Genomic DNA, 17,403 nt, shown 5'->3' on the forward strand with positions numbered 1-17,403 from the left:
GGCCAAAACGGCGCCGCCCCGGATAACACAACGGGGCCCTGGGGCCCCGTTGTCATGATGCTGATGCAGCGGTTCAACCTCAGCGGCCGTGGTACTGGCCGGAGAGCTCATGCACCGCGTTCACAAATACCCCGGCGTGCTCGGGATCCACATCCTGATGGATGCCGTGACCCAGGTTGAAGACGTGGCCGTTGCCGCTGCCAAAGCCCGCCAAAATGGTGGCGACCTCTTCGCGAATGCGCTCAGGGGCGGCGTAGAGCATGGAGGGATCCATGTTGCCCTGCAGCGCCACCTTGTCACCGACCCGGCGCTTGGCATCCGCGATGTCTATGGTCCAGTCCAGTCCCAGGGCATCGCAGCCGGTGGCGGCGATCTGCTCCAGCCATTGACCGCCGTTCTTGGTGAACAGAGTCACCGGCACCCGGCGGCCCTCATTCTCACGGATCAGGCCATCGACGATCTTGTGCATGTACTGCAGGGAGAAGTCGCGGTAATCCCGCGGGGTCAGCACGCCGCCCCAGGTATCGAACACCATGACAGACTGGGCACCGGCCTTGATCTGGGCGTTGAGGTACGAGATCACGCTGTCCGCCAGTTTGTCGAGCAGCAGGTGCAGAGTCTGGGGCTCGGCATACATCATCTGCTTGATCTTGGTGAACGCCTTGGAGCTGCCCCCCTCCACCATGTAGGTGGCCAGGGTCCAGGGGCTGCCGGAGAAGCCAATCAACGGCACTTCGCCCTTGAGCTCGCGGCGAATGGTGCGCACCGCATTCATCACGTAGCCGAGTTCATCTTCCGGATCCGGATGTGGCAGCGCCTGCACCTGCGCCAGCGAGGTGATGGGGCGCTCGAAGCGCGGGCCTTCCCCGTGCTCGAAGTAGAGACCGAGCCCCATGGCGTCGGGTATGGTGAGGATGTCGGAGAAGAGGATGGCGGCATCGAGGGGATAGCGGCGCAGGGGCTGCAGGGTGACTTCACAGGCCAGCTCGGCGTTGCGGCACAGGGACATGAAATCCCCCGCCTGGGCACGGGTTGCCTTGTATTCCGGCAGATAGCGGCCAGCCTGACGCATCATCCAGACCGGGGTCATGTCCACATCCTGGCGCAGCAGGGCACGCAGGTATCGATCGTTCTTCAGCTCTTTCATCCCAGTTCCTGAGTCATATCACGCATAAAATGGCGGATATGATACCACTTTGTGCGCCGCTGCGGGGGATGCAAACCAGGGCGCTGACCGCCCGGAGTGCAAAGATGTGAGAGGGCGCAACCTCGGCACCGATGCCAATGGCCACTCGGGGACAACCGCGGGTCAATTGAAGCCTCCCCCCCCACCTGCCGCCCAATTGCAATCGCCCTTAGAGGGTCTCACGGCAGAGTTCAATCAAACGACGCGCTATGGTGCCATGGGGGGGAATACGCGGCAGGGCATCGAGTTCAAAGAAGTCGGCGGCCACCAGCTCCTCCTCCTGCAGACGGATCTCGCCGCTCTGGTACTCGGCGGTGAAGCCCATCATCAGGCTGTGGGGGAAGGGCCAGGGCTGGCTGGCGACATAGCGGATATTGCCGACCCGGATGCCACTCTCCTCGAACACCTCCCGCGCCACACACTGCTCCAGGTTTTCACCGGCCTCGACGAAGCCCGCCAGCACGGTAAACATGGGGTCGTCCGCCTGATAGTGACGACGATGGGCCCCCAGCAGCAGTTGGGAGCCACGACGCACCGCCACTATGATGCAGGGGGAAATGCGCGGATAGGCCATGTGTCCCTGATGGCACCCTTGTGCCCACTCCCCTGTCTTGGGCGTCATGGGGGCGCCGCACTCGCCACAGAATTTATGGCTGCGACGGAAGCTGGCCAGCTGCCAGGCTCGGCCCCCGAGGCGAAAACCCTCCTCGTCTCCCGCCATCATCAGCTGACGCAATGGGCTCAACTCTCCAGACGCCGATGAGTCGCCGAGGAGTGACTCTCCTTCCCCCAGATCATGGAGATAGCAAGGGGTCCCCTCCCACAGGTCGAATGCCTCGAAGGCCAGAGCCTGCCAGCACAGGGGCAGCGCCTGCCGGGTGCAGTGCGGGACTCGGCCCGCCTCATCCAGCCAGATGAGGTGATCGCCCGCCAGCACAAACCAGTGGGCCCGTTCGGTTAATTCCATGATAGCCAAGCTCTTTTTGACGTTCGATTGGGGTATCTGGCAGGTAAGAACCTGCCAGGAATATGTCGCATATTACGAAGGATGCGTCTCGCAGGCGAGCCTAGGGAGATCCTTTGCAACCCATTTGAGTGGAAAACCTGCCTCCAGCCAAAGAGTGACAACCCGCCCCACTAAAAAGGGCCGCCCATGGGCGACCCTCTATCATGACCAAGCGGCCTGGCTGCCTCATGGGCCGACAGGGCCGACAGGGCCTCAGTTCATCCAGCGCTCACTCTGCTTGCGACGACGCGGCAGCAGGGGCAAGAGGATGCCAAGCAGTATGCCGCCACCGACCATGACGCCACCGCGAATGAACCAATCCATCTGCATATCATGCTCGCGGTTGTCGATGCTGCTGTTCAGGGCATCATTCTGCGCCTTGACGCTGGCCAGCTCCTCACTCTGGTTGTCGAGCTGCCCCTTGAGGTTGGTGAGCAAGCTATCTTGCTCGGCAATCTTGCCATCCTTCTCGGCGAAGCGCTGCTCGTTGTCACCATTGAGGTTTTGCAGGCGATCCTTGAGGGTTTGCAGCTCCTGTTCCAGCTGGGGCACACGTACCTTCAGGCTGGGTTCGCTCTGCAACTCATCGCTCTTGATCCAGCCTTCACGACCACGTTCATCCACCACCTGAGTGAAACCGGCCTGGCCGCCTTTCACTTCCAGGGCTTCACCGGCCTTGACGCTGCCGAGGATCCGGTACTGGGTACCCGGTCCGCCGTGCATGAAGATATAGATGTTGTCTGAAACATAACGGGTCTCGGCCAGGGCGGATTGAGCACACAGGCAGATCAGTATCCCGAGGAGGGCGCGCATGGTCAGTCGATTCTCTCGATTGGTTAGGAATTGGCTGGAATGTTAAGCCGCTCCGTGGTCAAAGGACAAGCAAAGAAACGGCCTCCCCCCGAGGCGGGGAGGCCGTTCAACACCACCATGTTTACCCGCGGCCCTGAACTGGCGCGCCGCGGCGCGCCATCACGCGCGGATCAGGGTTCACGTTTGAGCTGACGGATTTCGTCACGCAAGCTCTGTAGCTCCGCCAGCATCTGCGTCTGCTGAGTCTGCAACAGCTTGAAGCGCAGCTCTTCTTCTCTCTTCTCGCCATGCCTTGGTTGCAGGAATAGGCTGGCCATGAAGCCACTGACGGCGGCATAGAGACCGACCCCGAACAGGATGAGCAGGCTGGCGACGAAACGCCCTTGTTCCGTCTTGGGAACCAGATCCCCGTAGCCCACGGTCGAGAGCGTCACCAGTGTCCACCAGAAGGCGTCATAGGGGGTCTCTATCTGGCTGCCGGGGTGACCGGCTTCAATCCAGAACATGACCCCGGATCCCACCCCCAACAACAGAAAGAACAGCAACAAGATCCCGGACAGAGTGGTCTCATTGCGCTCGCGACGAAACATGGTCAGCAGATCCGGCTGGTTGCGCAACAGCTGATAGACACGCCACAGCTGAATAAGCCGCGCCCAGCGCAGGGATTCCACCATGGGCAGGCTACCCGGTAGATAGAACCAGTTCGCCTTCAGAAACCCCCAGCGATCCTCCGCCCGCAGCCAGCCATAAGCAAAGTGGGCGAGAAAGATGTAGCAGATGAGACTGTCGATGTCATAGAAGAGCTGCATGGTCTGTGGGGTCGCCACCCCAAACCAGCGAACACTGACCAGGCCAACCGACACCAGAGAGAGGATTGCCATCAGCAGATCCATGGCGCGCAGGGGGGTTAAGTGATGTCGCATGCAAATTCCAACTTTAAACGGGAAACCAATTAATAAAACAGAAGATAATGCCGATAGCCCTGATGAGAAAGGAAAATTCCCCCATTAAAAGGAGAGAAGCTATGCAGTTCAACCCGCTTGAACAGCGGCTCAGTGATATACGTCTGGTGCCCAAGGTGATCTTGCTGATGGTATTCAGCACCCTGTTGCTGCTGACCAAGCTTTGGTTCGATGCCAGTAATCTGGAGCGCACTTTGCTCAGCGAGGGCATTGATGCCGCCAAGGCCAATGACATCGCCTCCCGCCTGATCTGGACCGGTCTGCTCGAGACGGCCCTGATGGGAGTGGTGTTTGTGGTGCTGCTGATGGCGGGCTCCCGCCTCATGGTCAAGCAGGTGCGCTATCTGGTCAGCTTGCTGGAGCGTTTCTCCCAAAAAGATCTCAGCCACCGGGTCGAACTGGCATCCAAAGACGAATTCGGCGACATCGCCAAGGCGGTGGCCCACTCCCAGAACGAACTCAAGCAGGTGTTCGGCAGCCAGCGCCTGGCTTGCAAGGAGCTCAACGACATCGCCTCCCAGGTGACCCTCTGCATGGAAGAGGCCAATGAGGCGATCAACGAGGAGTTCGTCCAGATAGAGCAGCTCGCCAGCGCCATGACCCAGATGGTCGGCGCCATCGGCGAGGTGGCCCATCACGCCGAGCAGGCCTCCCACTCCACCAGCGAGACCAGCCGCCTGGCCCAGGAGGGCAGCCGCTGCGTCGCCGATACCGTCAACACCATACACACCTTGTCCGGCAACATTCAGCAATCTTCCAGCGTCGTCCATGACGTGGAGCAAGGGGTCGAGCGCATTGGCTCAGTGGTGGACACCATTCGCAGCATCTCGGAGCAGACCAATCTGCTGGCCCTCAATGCGGCCATCGAAGCGGCCCGTGCCGGTGAAGCCGGACGCGGCTTTGCCGTGGTGGCCGATGAGGTACGCGGCCTCGCCAACCGGGCTCAGTCCGCGACCGTGGAGATCCAGAAGATGATTGAGCAGCTGCAGGGCAGTGCCCGCACCGCAGCGGGTCTGATGGAGCAGAGCGTGGCTCAGGCCGATCGCGGGGTCGAGCAGGTAACCCAGGCCGGTGAGCAGCTGACCACCATAGTGGCGCGGGTACAGGGGGTGGCCGACATGAACCGCCAGATAGCCACCGCCTCCGAAGAGCAGAGCGCCGTCGCCCAGGAGATGAGCGGCAACCTGGAGCAGGTCAAGCAGATCGTCGAGGGATCCGTGGTGGTGCTGCGCGAGCTGCAAGATGCCTCAATGCTGGTCGAATCCCACAGCCAGACCCTGAATCGTCACATCCAGGCCTTCAAGCTGGACTAGCCGTGATGAGCGCGCGAGCGCAGGGCGCAAGCTGCTCATCGAGGCTTGACGTCCCCTGGTGTTATCGTCACCTTATGAAAAGAGGAGCCTGCGGGTTCCTCTTTTCGTTTCAATACTCCCCAGAGCGAGGCAAGGAGCCCATATGCATGACCTGCACCACAGTGACACCGGCTTGGAAATCAGCGATGACAAGGGGCGGCTCGATGTGCCGCTCATCCACCAGTTTCTGTCGCAAGAGGCCTACTGGTGCCTCGGCATACCACTCTCCACCGTGCAGCGAGCCATCAACCACTCCTTCTGCATCGGTGGCTACCTGGACGGTCAACAGGTCGCCTTCGCCCGTGTCATCACGGATCACGCCACCTTCGGGTATCTCTCCGATGTGTTCGTACTGCCCGCCCACCGTGGCCTGGGCCACGGCAAGGCGCTGATCCAGGCCATACTGTCCCACCCAAATCTCCAGGGGCTGCGCCGCATCAGCCTGGCCACCTCGGATGCCCATGGGCTCTACAGCGGCTTCGGCTTCCAGGCCCCCGTCCGGCCAGCCACCCTGATGGAGCGCTATCAGCCGGATATCTACCAGCAGGATCACAGTATTCGCTGACGAACCGGCCCCCGCGCTACCGCGTCATGGGCCATCTGACAACGTGCAACCCGCTGACAGGCTGCGAGTTGCCCGCCCCTGTGATGACCCCTCGCCAGCGAGCACATCTGACCCGGCTCACGCTTCTGCGGGACCCGGGCCCTTGCCCCTATGAGCCCGGGGCCCGGCAATGTTAGATTGATGGTCATGCGGTGCCGAACAGCGGTACCGGATGCGGTCAGTCACCCACTGCCGCCGCATCTGCCTTTAACCAAGACGTAAGGAAGAGAACCTTGGTGCTCCCCGCCTCCCTCATGACCCAGGCCGATCGCCACTGGCAACGCCTGCTCGTTCAAGCCCCCCAGTATGGCGAGCTGACCGGCGCCAGCCGCGCTGAACTGCTCACCCTGTTTGGCCTCTCAGATTTCGCCGCCGAGGCCCTGATCCAGGAGCCGACCCTGCTGGCCGAACTGCTCGCCTCGACGGAGCTTCACAGCGACAACCGCTGGCGAGCCTATGAGCCGGAGCTCGCGGCCCTGCTCGCCGACCAGGTGGACGAAGAGGCACTCAAGCGCACCCTGCGCCGTTTTCGCCGCAGCCGCATGCTGGTCATCGCCTGGCGTGAGCTCCTCGGCCGCGCCGAGGTAGAGGAGAGTTTCATTCACCTGACCAGGCTGGCGGATGCCCTCATCTGTGGCGCCCGTGACTGGCTGTACAGCAAACAGTGCGACGAGCTGGGCACCCCCATGGATGGTGACGGCAACCCCCAGCCCTTGCTGATCCTCGGCATGGGCAAACTGGGGGGTGGCGAGCTGAACTTCTCCTCGGACATCGACCTCATCTTCACCTTCCCCGAGAACGGTTACACGGTCGGCGGGCGGCGCGAGCTGGCCAATCAACAGTTCTTCATCAAACTGGGTCAGCGGCTGATCAACGCCCTGCACCAGACCACAGTCGATGGTCAGGTATTCCGGGTCGACATGCGGCTGCGTCCCTTTGGCGAGGCGGGGCCGCTGGCCATCTCCTTCGCCGCCATGGAGGATTACTACCAGCACCATGGTCGCAACTGGGAGCGCTACGCCATGGTCAAGGCCAGGGTGCTTGGCCAGGAGTGCGCGCAGAGCCAGGCGCTCAGCGAGCTGCTGCGCCCCTTCGTGTTCCGCCGCTACATCGATTTTGGCGTCATCGATGGCCTGCGCCAGATGAAGGCCATGATCGCCGCCGAGGTACGCCGCAAGGGGCTCAAGGACAATATCAAGCTGGGTGCCGGTGGCATCCGCGAGGTGGAGTTCATCGCCCAGGCGCTGCAACTCATCCGGGGCGGACGAGAGCCCCTGCTGCGAGTGCGCCACCTGCCCGAGGCCCTGGATGCCATCGCCCAGAGCGGTGCCCTGACCCCGGAGCGTTGCGATTGCCTGCTCAATGCCTACCGTTTCCTGCGCCGGGTCGAAAACCTGTTGCAGGAAATTGGCGATCAGCAGACCCAGACCCTGCCCACGGAGGAGCGTGACAGGCTGCGGCTCATCACGGCGCTTGGCTTCCCGGATTGGGAGGCCTTCATGACCCGTCTCGATCAGGAGATGGCCGCCGTCCATGGGGAGTTCGTCGCCGTGGTCGGGGAAGAGAAGGAGGCGCCGGATCATCTGGAACAGGCCTGGCTGGATCTGTGGCGCACCGATCTGGATGCCACCGAGGTAGGCATTCTGCTCACCGAGCAGGGAGTCAGCGACCCCGAGCCCCTGGCCGGAGCCGTACTGCGCTTCAAGGAGGAGTACAAGCGTCGCCAGATTGGCCCCCAGGGCCGGATCGCCCTGGACTGGCTGATGCCCGAGTTACTGCGTCTTGTGGTAGCGAGCGAGACCCCTGCCCGCCTGTTCGAGCGGGTCTGCACCCTGCTCACCCGCATCTTTACCCGCAGCGCCTATCTGCAACTGCTGGCAGAAAATCCGGCCGCCCTGCGCCAGCTGGTGCGGCTGTGCGATGCCAGTCACCTGGTGAGCGAGCAGCTCGCCCGCTACCCCATCTTGCTCGATGAACTGCTCGATCCCCAGCACCTCTACCACCCTACGCCCCTCGATCAATACAAACCCCAGCTGCGCCAGTTCCTGCTGCGCATCCCGGAAGAGGACGTAGAGCAGCAGATGGAGGCCCTGCGTCAGTTCAAGCAGGTGCAGTTGCTGCGCATCGTCGCCGCCGACATCGCCGGTGCCCTGCCACTGATGAAGGTGAGCGATCACCTCACCTGGCTGGCCGAAGCCCTGGTGGAAGAGGTGGTCAATCAGGCCTGGAGCCAGATCAGCGAGCGTTACGGCGTGCCTCCCGACGTGGCCGAGAGCGGTCGGCGCAGCTTCGCCGTGGTGGCCTATGGCAAGCTGGGAGGCATAGAGCTCGGCTACGGTTCGGATCTCGATCTGGTGTTCCTGCACGGGGGTGACCCCAACAGCTACACCAATGGCCCCAAGTCCATCGACAGCCGCCAGTTCTACCTGCGCCTGGCCCAGCGGGTGCTGCACCTGTTCAGCACCCGCACCCCCTCCGGCATCCTCTACGAGATCGATATGCGCCTGCGCCCATCGGGGGATGCCGGGTTGCTGGTGTCCTCCCTGGCCGCCTATCAGCAGTATCAGGAGAACGAGGCCTGGACCTGGGAACATCAGGCCCTGGTCCGGGCAAGGCCCATTTACGGCGATGATGACATCGTCGCCGAATTTTCGCGCATCAGACGCGATCTCTTGGCAACCAAACGAGATTTGGGGGAGTTGGCCAAGGAGGTGCGCGAGATGCGTGTCAAGATGCGCGGCCACCTGCTCAAGGCGGCAGAGGGGGAGTTCGATCTCAAGCAATCCCCGGGGGGCATGGTGGATATCGAGTTCCTTGCCCAGTATCTGGTACTGGCCCATGCCCATAGCGAGCCTCAGGCCCTGACCCGCTGGTCAGATAACGTGCGCATCTTCGATGAGTGCGTGATGGCCGGTGTACTCAGCCTGGAGCAGGCCGAAGGGTTGAAACATGCCTATCTGGAGATCCGCAACCTGGGGCACCGCCTCAATCTCTCCGAGATCAGCCGCAAGGTAAAAGACGATCAACTGCTGGCCGAGCGCCAGCTGGTCAGCCAGGTGTGGCAGCAGCAGCTCGGCGACTGAGCCAGAGCCCCGACCCCAGGGTGGATCCTCATCCTGGGGTCGATGTCCGCTGACGTGTGCCACTCGCTCTCCTGCATCCACCGACCCGTCAATGAGGTGAGCAGCAACGCTCCATATGCTTGGCCTCGGCTCAGGACTTGATATAGGCGAAGCCCTGTTGCTGCAATTCGATCAGGGTCAGGACGCCGGTAGAGACGACCTCAACCCCCGCCAGCAGCCGCTCGGGGGCTATCTGCTGACCTCGCAGGGAGTTGGCGCAGGCCAGCAACCTGACGCCCTGTTGCCGCAGACCGGCCCACTCGGGCTCACTCTCTCCTCCTTCCAGCAGGCTGGTTACCGCTATCCCATTGACCAGCAACACCAGCTCCCCGGGTTCACCAGCCATAGCCGCCAGTAAGTTATTGAGATTATTGAATGCCGCCCGGCTGCGATCCCGTTCGGACAGGTGAAAGACCACTCGAATCATCTGTTACCTCCTTGTTAGTGATCCCCATGATGACAGTCGCCGCCCCACAAGGCGAGCCTCATGGCTCCCAGCCAAGAGAAGCGACCCCAGTTAACTGGTCAGACCTGAATGCCAACCCAGTCATAACAAGGGCTAGACATTATTTCGGCAGAAAAATGGATTTTATATGAATGTAAAAGCCCTCCCCCTCGGTCTTCTAAAGCGAGGTCGATAGAGCAGCGTCATTATGATCCAACTCATTAACAAGGTTCGTAATGATGTCTGAGCATCTTGATCCCCCGACTCATGTGGTGGGGGAGTCGCTCCTCACCAAGATCAAGTCACATGGACGCTCGGCCAACGCTGGTAGAGTGACAATCCTTCAAGGAGATAGAACATGCACGCAACCCGTAAAACCATGAACCGTCTGGCCGGTGCCGCCCTCGCAATGGCTGCCGTCTCCCTCTCTGGTGCCGCTCTGGCCGCCAATACCGGACAACATGGTGAAAATCAGGTCCAATGTTGGGGAGTCAACAGCTGCAAGGGCCATAATGACTGCAAGACCGCCAGCAATGCTTGCAAGGGTCAAGGCAGCTGCAAGGGCCAAGGCTTCCTTAGCATGACGCGCGAAGAGTGCAATGCCCAAGGCGGTAAAGTCCGCTAACCTGGTCTTTCGCAGGGTAGAATGGCCGGTGACCCCATGGGGCAACCGGCCTGTTTTTTATGGCAAGCATGGATAGATCAGGAGCTCAGATGCACAGTTTCCCCTGGCTCGGCTTTGGTTTAGGGCTCAGGCCTCCCCACTTCCAAGAGGTGCTGGACGGGGCGCAGGGCGCCGACTGGTTCGAGATCCTCTCGGAAAACTTCATGGTGGCAGGGGGCAAACCCCGCTATTACCTGGAGCAGGTCCGGGCCGATTACCCCATCGTCATGCACGGGGTATCGATGAACATAGGCTCGGCGGATCCCCTCGACATGGATTACCTCAGCCGCTTGAGGGAGTTGATGCGCAGCATAGAGCCCGCCTGGCTGTCGGATCACCTCTGCTGGACCGGTGTCTCTGGCCACAACAGCCATGACCTGCTACCGCTGCCCTTGACCGGTGCCGTGCTCACTCATCTGTGCGAGCGTATCGATCGGGTGCAGAATTATCTCGGCCGCCCCCTGGTACTGGAAAATGCCTCAACTTATCTCGAATTTGCCGGTGCCGACTACCGCGAGCATGAGTTTCTCAACCACCTCAGCCGCCGGAGTGGTTGCCGCCTGCTGCTCGATATCAACAACATCTATGTGAGCAGCCGCAATCACGGTTTCGATGCCAACGCCTACCTCGACGCCATCGACAGGGATGCCGTGGTGCAGTTCCATCTCGCGGGTCATAGCGACTATGGGGACTATGTCATTGATACCCATGACCACCCCATCGTCGATCCTGTCTGGGCCCTGTTTGAGCGGGCAGTGCGCCGCTTCGGGCCGATCAGTACCATGATAGAGCGCGACGACCATATCCCCCCCTTCCCTGAGCTGGTCAGCGAGCTGGATCAGGCAAGGCAGATTGCCGCCCCGCACTGGGCTCTGGAGACGCAAGATGTCAACGCCGGTTGAGCTTCAGGCTCTGCAACAGGCCTTCATGACGGGTTTGCAGCAGCAGACCGCAACCCCACCTATTCCCCTCGTTGTCGGTTCGCTGCCCGCCGATCTGCGCTGGTACATCTATGCCAACGCCTACCAGAGCCGACTGCTGGAGTGCCTGCAACAGGACTTCGAGCAGACCTGGGCCTATGTGGGGGATGAGATGTTTGCCTCCCTCTGCCAGGGGTATCTGCAGCAGCGCCCTCCCCACAGCTGGACCCTGCGTGAGCTGGGGGCTCAGTTTCCCCTCTATCTGGAGCAGGCCCTGGCCGAACATCCTCAGGTGAGCGAGTTGGCCGAGTTCGAATGGCGACTGCGCGGCGCCTTCGATGCCGCCGATGCCGAGCCACTGACCCTCGGCGAGATCCAGCGCCTGGACCCTGAGTCCTGGCCCGATCTGCGCTTCCTGGTGACGCCCTCCACTGATCTGCATCTCCAGCATTTCAACTCCCTGGAGGTGTGGAAGGCACTCAAGGCCGAGCAGACCCCCCCTCCCCCACAGCGCAGTGAGTGTGCCATCCCTTGCCTCATCTGGCGCGATCCCGAGCGGCGCACCCGCTACCGCAGCCTGGATGCTGATGAAGCCATTCTGGTCGACGCCCTGCTCCATCAGGAGGCGTTCGCAACGCTCTGCGTGTTGCTCAATGCCCGCCTGCCCGGTGACAACGCCGCCTTCCAGGCTGGCCAGTATCTGCAACAGTGGCTCACGGATGGGCTGCTCGGCGGTTACCGGCTGGAGCAAGACGCATCACGGCTCGATTGACACTGCCTGGTTCAGCTACACAAACGAAACAGCCCCACCGATCTCTCGGCAGGGCTGTTTGCTTGACGGGGTCCCCGGCTATTTGAACAATCCCTTGAGCAGCTGGTCGGCCACCCCCTTGATTTGCTCATCCTCAGCCTTGTCCCCGAGCAGTTTCTTGAGGCCGCGCTCGGCCTCCTTGCGCGCCTTCTCCTCCAGCAGCTTGTTATCGGCGAGCAGCGCCTTGATGTCCAGCTTGTAGCTGGGGTCACGCCAATGCCCCCCGATCTGGACCGGGATGGTAATGCCCTTGAGCTCGGCCAGATCCTTGCCGCCCTGCCCCTTGCTGGTCTCCACCACTGTCGTTGCCATCAGGAAGTCCAGGGTCTCGGGCAGCAGCTCCGTTTTTCCCTTGCCCTCGACCCGCAGCGCCGGAGCCAACAGCAGAATATCGTCACTGCTCGCCACGCCTTTGGCTATCTTGAAGCTCGCCGTCAGGGCACTGAAATCTGTCTTGCGTGCCTCCTTGACCTCCCTGGCTTTCTCTCCCTTGAGCGTCGCCTTGGCCTCGCGCAGCATCTGCGGCAGGTTGATACCATTCAGGGCCCCATCTTCCACCTTGAGCCCTATGGTGCCGCTCAACTGGCTACGCAACGCATGGGAAGAGAGTCCCAGGCCACTGAGCTCAATATCGGCATCGCCTCTGCCCGCCAGCAGGTCGGTCTTGGCAACCCTGTGAAGCAAGGGCTGCAGATCCACCCCCTTGATTTGCTTGTGTACCTTGAAGCTGGCCGGTTGCTGACGCGCATCGATCACCCCCTCCCCCTGAACCGAGCCGCCAAACAGCTTGGCACTAACATGCTTGAGATTGACCAGCCCCTTGTTGGCGGCCAGATCGAGCTCAACCTGCTGGGCGGTCACCCCATCGGCGATCAGGGTCCCCAGTTGCAGGCGACCGGCCAGATCCAGCCCTTTCAACCAGCTCAGATCCGGTTCAGCCGTGATGGTTGATGGCGCAACAGGGGCATTCGTTGATTTGGAGGCAGGGGCGCTCTGGTTGTCCGGCTCGGGGTTAGCGGTAATCCCCTTGCCCATTTTTTGACGCCAGGCATCCAGATCCAGCCGCTCGGCCGCAAGATTGAAACGAATGGCAGGCACTGCCGTCATCGCCACGCTGGCATCGCCGTTCAGCTGCAAATCATCAACCCCCAACTGTAGCTTGGGCAGGGTCAACGTTTTATTCGCCATGGCCCATTGCCCCTCACCAGCCAAGGCCATCTTGACCCCGGACTCAGGCAGTTGCGGACCACTCAAGGCGCCATCGAGGGTCAAGTCACTAAAATCGACCAGAGTCTGGGCACCATTGAGACGCCCCTTGAGCTTGCTCTTCAGGTCGAACTTCAGCTCTCCCTGCTCTCCTTGAGCACTCAGGTCAAGCTGGCTCCATTGATCCAGCATCAGACGATCCGCGCTCAGCGTGAAATGGTCGACTCGGGTATCGGCCTGCTGCAGTGAACCCTCGACAGCGAGGCCCTGCAACTCACTCATCGCGAGATCCTTGCCGAGTTTCAGCTTGCTTGCCCCCTTGGCCGCTAATTTGAGCCCCTGCTGTTCCCCCTCCAGGGCGAAGCTGATGGGTACCCAGGTATCGAGTCTGAGCTCGCCGAGGGAGAGGTCGAGGCGCGCCAGCTGGAGGCGAGAGCCGCTGCGATCATCCAGCACCAGGGCACTGGCCTGATTGAGGGAGATGCTTTCTATGTCCAACTGCCACTTCGCCTTGTTGGGATCGGCCTGATCCCCCCGTGTCACAGGCTCGGCACTGGGCTCTGTGGCAACGCTCCCATCAGCCTTCTTCAGGCCACTTAAGTTGGAGCTGCCATCGGCCTTGGTCTGGATAAAGAGGTGAGCCCCGTCCAGCGCCACCTCGCCAATCTGTAACTGATGGGAGAGCAGAGGCAACAGGGCGACCGATGCCTGGCCTCGTTCGAAGCGTACCAAGTCCGGCTCGGCAAATCCGCTCGGATTGCGCAGCGCCACCTGCTCGAGGGAGAGTCCCAGACTCGGCCAGAAGGTCCAGGCGATGGGGCCCGATACCACCAGGTCCCGCCCCGTGTTCTTCTTCACCTGCTCTATCAGCAAGGGTTTGAAATCATTGGGGTCGATCAGGGTTACCAGAGCCGCGCCCCCGACAAGCAAGGCCGCGCCCAGCCCCAGCACCCCATAGATGATCTTCTTCATGAGTCACTCTCTCTCAAAAAACCGATTGCCACGACTATACCATGGTCCGCCAGCAGCAGGCCGGGCTAGCCCCCCATCACGATCGGGAGGCGACAGCTTCTGAACCCCGATAAGGCAAAGACCGGCACATTGGCCGGTCTTTGCGGTTAACGTTGTTCGTGCAATGCCCTCACCCCTTGAGGTGTTCGGCAAACAGCTGCCTGAATTTCTCCAGTTTGGGACGGATCACTATCTGGCAATAAGGCTGCTCACCATGCTGGGCATAGTAGTCCTTGTGGTCCGCCTCTGCAGGATAGAAGCCATCATAGCCGGTCAACTCGGTCACCAGGGGGCTGGCGAAAACCTTGGCTTCATCCAGCGCCTTGATCATGGCCCCGGCGACCCGCACTTGCTCATCATCATGGGCAAAGATCACCGAGCGGTACTGAGGACCCACATCATGACCCTGACGATTGAGAGTGGTGGGATCATGGCTGGCAAAGAAGGCCTCCAACAGGGTCGCAAAGTCGATAACGGCGGGGTCGTATTCGATCTGTACCACCTCGGCATGGCCGGTTTGGCCCGAACAGACCCGTTGGTAATCTGCATCCCTGGCCGCTCCGCCCGCATAACCCGAGCTGACCTTGCTGACCCCCTGCAGGCTGCTGAATACCGCCTCGACACACCAGAAGCAGCCTGCTCCCAGGGTCGCCAATGCCATCTTCGACCCCTGAGGCTCGCTCCCCTCCCTAGCCTCAAAATCGAGGGAGACGGAGTTGACACAGTGGCGCAGATTCTTGTCGGTCAGATACTCCCCTTCAAAAACATGGCCAAGGTGCCCTTCACACTGGGCGCACACTATCTCGACCCGGTGACCGTCCGCATCGAGAATTCGCTTCACCGCCCCCGGGATCTCATCATCGAAGGCCGGCCAACCGCAGTGGGCATTGAACTTGTGTTCTGAGGTATAGAGAGGCGCACCACACTTCTTGCACAGATAGCGCCCGGGTGCATCGTGACGGTAATACTCGCCACTGAAGGGACGCTCGGTCCCTTTCTGCTCAATCACATATTTTTCGAACTCTGTCAGGGCAGCCATGATGGACCTCCTTTATTGCAGGTGAATAGTAGACCGGGGAGCTGCTTGTCCTATTTCAAGCCCAGGCGACGCGAGATACAAGCCTGAGCATCAACAAGGAACCTTACCGTAAAAACAGGTTGGATCACCCAACAAGCAGAGCGCCCCATCTGTCTCTCTTGTCTTGCACCTGCCTGATTGGCGTGCTTGAACCCGTGGCTTAGTGCTCAACCAGACCGGTCTGCCAGAATGCCACATGATGATGCAATGGCTGATATTTGCGCCAAACGATCGCGAACAAGCATGTAAAAGCCCTAACGGCAGAGCCATGGCTTCCAATAATGAGGGTGAAAAATGTGAGCTTTTGGCGCTACTTGGATTAGACGGAGGGAGCTAAAAGAGACTGAAACATGGCAGAACGGATCATATGGGCATGGCTGCCACCCGGCTTAAAAACACACAAAAGCAAAAAGGCCTTCCCGATTGGGAAGGCCTTTCTATTTATTGGCGGAGCGGACGGGGAGACGGACACCGTCCGGCTCAAGCACAAGGTGCCACAGGCAGGGACCGAGTTGCCAGTGGCAAGTCGCAGCCCTGTCTGTGGTCCCTTGTTTCCTTAATCCCGTTCGCGAATATCCAAAAGCAAAAAGGCCTTCCCGATTGGGAAGGCCTTTTCTATTTATTGGCGGAGCGGACGGGACTCGAACCCGCGACCCCCGGCGTGACAGGCCGGTATTCTAACCAACTGAACTACCGCTCCGCAATTTGGCTAGCGCTTTGCTAAATCTTCTGCCGTTTCAGCGAGGTGTCATCCTCTCGGCCAACATCGTACTGCGTACAATGTCGTCTAATTAGGAGCCTGGCAGTGTCCTACTCTCGCATGGCGAATGCCACACTACCATCGGCGCTACCGCGTTTCACTTCTGAGTTCGGCATGGGATCAGGTGGGTCCACGGCGCTATGGCCGCCAGGCAAAAAACTTCATCCGGAAAGCTGACGTGAATAATGATGTTGCGCTTGGCTTGTCACTATCACTGAATTAGTTAGTAGTTCATGCACTTGCTACAAGGCCAGAAACACTTCTTGGGTGTTGTATGGTTAAGCCTCACGGGTAATTAGTATGGGTTAGCTCAACACGTCGCCGCGCTTACACACCCCACCTATCAACGTTGTGGTCTCCAACGGCCCTTTAGGACCCTCAAGGGGTCAGGGATGACTCATCTCAGGGCTCGCTTCCCGCTTAGATGCTTTCAGCGGTTATCGATTCCGAACTTAGCTACCGGGCAGTGCCACTGGCGTGACAACCCGAACACCAGAGGTTCGTTCACTCCGGTCCTCTCGTACTAGGAGCAACTCCCTTCAATCATCCAACGCCCACGGCAGATAGGGACCGAACTGTCTCACGACGTTCTGAACCCAGCTCGCGTACCACTTTAAATGGCGAACAGCCATACCCTTGGGACCGACTTCAGCCCCAGGATGTGATGAGCCGACATCGAGGTGCCAAACACCGCCGTCGATATGAACTCTTGGGCGGTATCAGCCTGTTATCCCCGGAGTACCTTTTATCCGTTGAGCGATGGCCCTTCCATTCAGAACCACCGGATCACTATGACCTACTTTCGTACCTGCTCGACCTGTCCGTCTCGCAGTTAAGCTGGCTTATGCCATTGCACTAACCTCCTGATGTCCGACCAGGATTAGCCAACCTTCGTGCTCCTCCGTTACTCTTTGGGAGGAGACCGCCCCAGTCAAACTACCCACCAGGCACTGTCCGCGAGCCCGATTCAGGGCCCTGCGTTAGAACATCAAACATACAAGGGTGGTATTTCAAGGACGGCTCCACGACAACTAGCGTCATCGCTTCAAAGCCTCCCACCTATCCTACACATGTAGGTTCAATGTTCAGTGCCAAGCTGTAGTAAAGGTTCACGGGGTCTTTCCGTCTAGCCGCGGGTACACCGCATCTTCACGGCGAATTCGATTTCACTGAGTCTCGGGTGGAGACAGCATGGCCATGGTTACACCATTCGTGCAGGTCGGAACTTACCCGACAAGGAATTTCGCTACCTTAGGACCGTTATAGTTACGGCCGCCGTTTACCGGGGCTTCGATCAAGAGCTTCGCTTGCGCTAACCCCATCAATTAACCTTCCGGCACCGGGCAGGTGTCACACCCTATACGTCCACTTTCGTGTTTGCAGAGTGCTGTGTTTTTGATAAACAGTCCCAGCCATCTGGTCACTGCGACTCCCAACTGCTCCATCCGCAAGGGACTTCACTG

General features: G+C 60.2%; 13 protein-coding genes, 1 tRNA gene and 2 rRNA genes (1 of these 16 cut by a window edge). 6 read left to right on the forward strand and 10 right to left on the reverse strand.

From position 1 onward, the window contains the following. Positions 1–79 precede the first annotated feature (79 nt). From hemE to KYK33_RS16825, 4 genes are all read right to left on the reverse strand, one after another. Positions 80–1,147, reverse strand: coding sequence for a uroporphyrinogen decarboxylase (gene hemE, locus KYK33_RS16810; RefSeq protein ID WP_224431248.1), 1,068 nt, complete (start codon positions 1,145–1,147; stop codon positions 80–82). 208 nt (positions 1,148–1,355) lie between these two features. After that, entirely contained in the window at positions 1,356–2,153 is a 798-nt protein-coding gene (gene nudC, locus KYK33_RS16815; RefSeq protein ID WP_224431249.1) for an NAD(+) diphosphatase, read from the reverse strand. Between the two features lie 252 nt (positions 2,154–2,405). Further along, positions 2,406–3,005: a TIGR04211 family SH3 domain-containing protein gene (locus KYK33_RS16820; RefSeq protein WP_224431250.1), complete on the reverse strand. Its 600-nt coding sequence runs from the start codon at positions 3,003–3,005 to the stop codon at positions 2,406–2,408. A gap of 170 nt (positions 3,006–3,175) precedes the next feature. After that, positions 3,176–3,928: a potassium channel family protein gene (locus KYK33_RS16825; protein WP_224431251.1), complete on the reverse strand. Its 753-nt coding sequence runs from the start codon at positions 3,926–3,928 to the stop codon at positions 3,176–3,178. 101 nt (positions 3,929–4,029) lie between these two features. On the opposite strand from KYK33_RS16825, the gene KYK33_RS16830 reads away from it, so the two are divergent. The 3 genes from KYK33_RS16830 (at position 4,030) to glnE (ending at position 9,006) form a co-directional block, all read left to right on the forward strand. Then, the gene (locus tag KYK33_RS16830) at positions 4,030–5,280 is read left to right on the forward strand and encodes a methyl-accepting chemotaxis protein (protein WP_042041987.1); all 1,251 of its coding nucleotides are present in this window, start codon (positions 4,030–4,032) and stop codon (positions 5,278–5,280) included. A gap of 142 nt (positions 5,281–5,422) precedes the next feature. Further along, positions 5,423–5,884: a GNAT family N-acetyltransferase gene (locus KYK33_RS16835; protein WP_042041988.1), complete on the forward strand. Its 462-nt coding sequence runs from the start codon at positions 5,423–5,425 to the stop codon at positions 5,882–5,884. 293 nt (positions 5,885–6,177) lie between these two features. Continuing rightward, a complete protein-coding gene (glnE, locus tag KYK33_RS16840) occupies positions 6,178–9,006 on the forward strand; it encodes a bifunctional [glutamate--ammonia ligase]-adenylyl-L-tyrosine phosphorylase/[glutamate--ammonia-ligase] adenylyltransferase (protein WP_224433043.1) in 2,829 nt (942 codons plus the stop codon). A gap of 130 nt (positions 9,007–9,136) precedes the next feature. Here glnE and KYK33_RS16845 read toward each other — a convergent pair whose 3' ends face one another. Next, positions 9,137–9,472: a DsrE family protein gene (locus KYK33_RS16845; RefSeq protein WP_042041989.1), complete on the reverse strand. Its 336-nt coding sequence runs from the start codon at positions 9,470–9,472 to the stop codon at positions 9,137–9,139. Between the two features lie 376 nt (positions 9,473–9,848). Here KYK33_RS16845 and bufA2 point away from each other — a divergent pair, with 376 nt between their 5' ends. The 3 genes from bufA2 to KYK33_RS16860 all read left to right on the forward strand — a co-directional run bounded on the left by bufA2 (position 9,849) and on the right by KYK33_RS16860 (position 11,846). Continuing rightward, positions 9,849–10,115, forward strand: coding sequence for a BufA2 family periplasmic bufferin-type metallophore (bufA2, locus tag KYK33_RS16850; protein WP_042041990.1), 267 nt, complete (start codon positions 9,849–9,851; stop codon positions 10,113–10,115). Between the two features lie 89 nt (positions 10,116–10,204). Beyond that, positions 10,205–11,056: an MNIO family bufferin maturase gene (bufB, locus tag KYK33_RS16855; RefSeq protein WP_224431252.1), complete on the forward strand. Its 852-nt coding sequence runs from the start codon at positions 10,205–10,207 to the stop codon at positions 11,054–11,056. Further along, positions 11,040–11,846, forward strand: a complete 807-nt coding sequence (locus KYK33_RS16860) for an HvfC/BufC family peptide modification chaperone (protein ID WP_224431253.1) — start codon at positions 11,040–11,042, stop codon at positions 11,844–11,846. Before bufB ends, KYK33_RS16860 begins: the two co-directional genes overlap by 17 nt. Before the next feature lie 78 nt (positions 11,847–11,924). Here KYK33_RS16860 and KYK33_RS16865 read toward each other — a convergent pair whose 3' ends face one another. The 5 genes from KYK33_RS16865 to KYK33_RS16885 all read right to left on the reverse strand — a co-directional run. Next, positions 11,925–14,063, reverse strand: a complete 2,139-nt coding sequence (locus KYK33_RS16865) for an AsmA family protein (protein ID WP_224431254.1) — start codon at positions 14,061–14,063, stop codon at positions 11,925–11,927. Positions 14,064–14,232: 169 nt separating this feature from the next. Further along, the gene (locus tag KYK33_RS16870) at positions 14,233–15,141 is read right to left on the reverse strand and encodes a bifunctional methionine sulfoxide reductase B/A protein (protein WP_224431255.1); all 909 of its coding nucleotides are present in this window, start codon (positions 15,139–15,141) and stop codon (positions 14,233–14,235) included. 662 nt (positions 15,142–15,803) lie between these two features. Further along, positions 15,804–15,880, reverse strand: a tRNA-Asp gene (locus KYK33_RS16875). Between the two features lie 97 nt (positions 15,881–15,977). After that, positions 15,978–16,092: ribosomal RNA gene (rrf, locus tag KYK33_RS16880) — 5S ribosomal RNA — on the reverse strand. A 122-nt stretch (positions 16,093–16,214) separates the two neighbouring features. Further along, positions 16,215–17,403 (reverse strand): 23S ribosomal RNA (locus KYK33_RS16885); it runs 1,701 nt beyond the window's last position.

Origin of the sequence: Aeromonas rivuli, from assembly GCF_020149575.1 — a bacterium.
Taxonomy (GTDB): Bacteria; Pseudomonadota; Gammaproteobacteria; order Enterobacterales; family Aeromonadaceae; genus Aeromonas; species Aeromonas rivuli.